Origin of the sequence: Tepidibacillus decaturensis, assembly GCF_001561915.1 — a bacterium.
GTDB lineage: Bacteria > Bacillota > Bacilli > Tepidibacillales > Tepidibacillaceae > Tepidibacillus_B > Tepidibacillus_B infernus.
The window spans coordinates 2,643,280-2,646,678 of the sequence record NZ_LSKU01000001.1 but is presented as its reverse complement, the minus strand read 5'-3'; the positions used below and the strand labels follow the sequence as shown (position 1 = coordinate 2,646,678).

The following is a 3,399-nucleotide window of genomic DNA, read 5'->3' as shown; positions in this document are numbered from 1 at the left end:
GGCGATGTAGTTCACGGTAGATTGCATGTATTTTAATAATTAAATCGATGGGAGATTTTAAAATGACAAATGAAGCCTTAGTAATTGTTGATATGTCAAATGATTTTGTTCACGACAATGGAAATTTAACAGCGGGTAAACCAGCCCAAGAAATAGTACCTTATATTATGCAAACAGCAGAGGAATTTTTAACAAATGGTGGAACAGTAGTTATTGCTATGGATTCCCACGATGAAAATGACCCTCATTTTGATTTATGGCCTATACATAATGTGGTAGGAAGTTGGGGGCATGAATTATATGGTGATTTGAAGACTTGGTTTAAAAAGAACGAATCGCATTCAAACTTATTAATGATTCCAAAAGCAGACTATAATGCATTCTTTGATACTGGTTTATCTGAAAAACTTAAAGAGAGAATGATTGACAAAGTTCATGTAGTTGGAGTGGCAACTGACATTTGTGTTTTTTTAACGACAGCCGGAGCCAATTCAAATAAATTTAAAACAGTAATCCATAAACGTGGAGTTGCTACTTTTACTAAATTAGGAGATGTTTTTATTAATCAAGCAAAAGCCCTTTTTCACACTGAGATTATTGAATAAGAGGATGATTACATGTATAAGATATACCCTAGTTCCGTCTGTAATAGATGGTTCTGGGGTTTTAAAGCAACAAAATCTTATTACGAGGATTAGAATGTGGCGATGACAAACAATGATGGAGAGGCTATCTCAAAAGGTCGTTAAATAACAACTTATATGAGGTAGCCTCTAAATTATTTAATGGAAATCAACATCAATTCTTTTTTTATTATCAGCTTGTAATTTTGGCATATGAATTTCTAGAACACCATTCTTGTATGTTGCTTTTACACCATCTTGAGAAACATGACTAGGTAAGGTAACAGTACGTTGAAAACGACCAACAAAACGTTCTTGTCTATGCATATTTTCTTTCTTGACTTCGTTAACCCTGTTAATCGTTCCATTGATGTGAAGCATGTTATTGTCAATTTCGATATTCACATCTTCTTTCTTTTCTAAGCCTGGAATATCGCATGTTGCTACAATTTCATTTTCAGTTTCATGAATATCAATTCTGGGTGTGCCAAAATCTTGGGAACTTGTCCAAAAGGTTGGAAAATCTGTGGTGAAGAAACGGTCTAATTCCCTTCTTACGTTTTCAAGATGGCGAAATGGTTCATATGGGATGAGTGACATTGTGATTACCTCCTGAAAGTTAAAATACAGTATTATTTTCTCAAAAAAATTGTGTATTATTCAAAAACAAAAAAATCCTGAAATATATTGACTCAAACGACAGTATGTGTTATTAAAATAGTGATTAGCACTCAAGCGAAAAGAGTGCTAATAAGTTGATGATCTGTAATTAAAGATACCTGTACAATCATAATGACTACATTATGTGTTTAAGTAGTTTTAGATTGAAAGGAGAAATGTGAATGGCAAAAAAACAATTTAAAGCAGAATCAAAAAGGCTATTAGAAATGATGATTAACTCCATCTATTCTCATAAGGAGATCTTTTTAAGGGAGTTAATTTCTAATGCCAGTGATGCAATTGACAAAATATATTATAAAGCGTTAACTGACGATTCTTTACATTTTGATAAAGATAATTACTACATAAAAGTGATTGCTGACAAGGAAAATAGAATATTGAAAATCTTAGATACTGGAATTGGAATGACAAAAGAAGAGCTTGAAAATAACCTTGGAACCATTGCCAAGAGTGGGTCTTTATCATTTAAAAACGAAAACGAATTGAAAGACGGTTATGATATTATTGGTCAATTTGGAGTTGGATTTTATTCTGCATTTATGGTAGCTGATGTCGTCACTGTAATAAGTAAGGCTTTAGGAAGCGATGAAGCTTATAAATGGGAATCCACAGGTACAGATGGATACACGATTGAGCCATATGAAAAAGATTTAGTGGGTACAGAGGTTATTTTGAAAATCAAAGAGAATACAGAAGATGAGAACTATGACGAGTATCTAGAAGAATATCGATTAAAAGCGATCATCAAAAAATACTCTGACTTCATTCGCTACCCAATAAAAATGGATGTAACAAAAACAAAACCTAAAGAAGGTAGCGAGAAAGAATACGAGGATTACCAAGAAGAACAGGTTATCAATAGCATGGTTCCAATTTGGAGAAAGAATAAAAACGAACTTACTCCTGAAGATTACGAGAATTTTTATAGGGAAAAACACTACGGTTTTGACAAACCTCTAACACATATCCATATTAGTGCCGATGGTGCGGTAAGATATAATGCTATTTTATTTATCCCAGAAAAAATACCTTTTGATTATTATACAAAGGAATATGAAAAGGGATTAGAGCTCTATTCCAATGGTGTATTGATCATGAGCAAATGCTCAGACTTACTTCCTGACTATTATAGCTTTGTTAAAGGAATGGTCGATTCGGAAGATTTATCTTTGAATATATCCAGAGAGATTTTACAACATGATAGACAATTAAAGTTAATTGCCAAAAACATCAAGAATAAAATCACAAGCCACTTACAAAGTTTGTTAAAGGATGATCGGGATAACTATGAAACCTTTTATAAATCCTTTGGCAGACAGTTAAAATATGGGGTTTATAGTGATTTTGGAAGTCATAAAGATGTATTGCAGGATTTATTGATGTTCTACTCATCTAAAGAGAAGAAGATGGTTACCTTAGATGAATATGTATCCAGAATGCCTGAAGATCAAAAATATATTTATTATGCTTCAGGAGAAACGGTTGAAAAAATTGAAAAATTGCCTCAGATAGAGTTGGTGGAAGAAAAAGGATATGAAATTTTGTATTTTACCGAGGATATCGATGAGTTTGCCATCAAAATGTTGATGAAATATAAAGAGAAAGAATTTAAATCAGTATCTAGTGGTGATCTAGGGATTGAAGCAGAGGAAAACCAGAATAAAACCGAAGAAGAAGAGAAGGAGAATAAAGATCTTTTCGAACAAATGAAAAAAATCTTAGCAGATAAAGTGAATGATGTTCGAATTTCCAAAAGGTTAAAAACACATCCTGTATGTTTTGCAACCGATGGGGAAATTACAATCGAAATGGAAAAAGTATTAAGTCAAATGCCAGGTGAACAAAACATTAAAGCAGAGAAAATATTAGAAATCAACCATAACCATCAAGTATTCCAATCCTTAAAGAAAGCATATGAAAACGATAAAGAGAAGTTTGAATTGTATACAAATCTATTGTACAACCAAGCACTTCTCATTGAAGGCTTGCCAATTCAAGATCCTGTTGAATTTACCAATGATATATGCAAAATCATGATTTGAAAAATATGATAGGAAATCAAACATAAAGCATGGGTTTTTGCCCATGCTTTTTT

Annotated in this window: 3 protein-coding genes; 2 read left to right on the top strand and 1 reads right to left on the bottom strand. The window is 32.5% G+C overall.

What is annotated here, in order from left to right:
* The first annotated feature begins 62 nt into the window (after positions 1 to 62).
* Positions 63 to 605 carry a cysteine hydrolase family protein gene (locus U473_RS12345; RefSeq protein WP_153012051.1) on the top strand — a complete coding sequence of 181 codons (543 nt, stop codon included), beginning with the start codon at positions 63 to 65 and terminating at the stop codon, positions 603 to 605.
* Positions 606 to 782: 177 nt separating this feature from the next.
* On the opposite strand, the gene U473_RS12340 is transcribed toward U473_RS12345, so the two are convergent.
* Positions 783 to 1,223, bottom strand: coding sequence for an Hsp20/alpha crystallin family protein (locus U473_RS12340; protein WP_068726839.1), 441 nt, complete (start codon positions 1,221 to 1,223; stop codon positions 783 to 785).
* 242 nt (positions 1,224 to 1,465) lie between these two features.
* Here U473_RS12340 and htpG point away from each other — a divergent pair, with 242 nt between their 5' ends.
* A complete protein-coding gene (htpG, locus tag U473_RS12335; RefSeq protein WP_068726837.1) occupies positions 1,466 to 3,346 on the top strand; it encodes a molecular chaperone HtpG in 1,881 nt (626 codons plus the stop codon).
* Positions 3,347 to 3,399 lie beyond the last annotated feature (53 nt).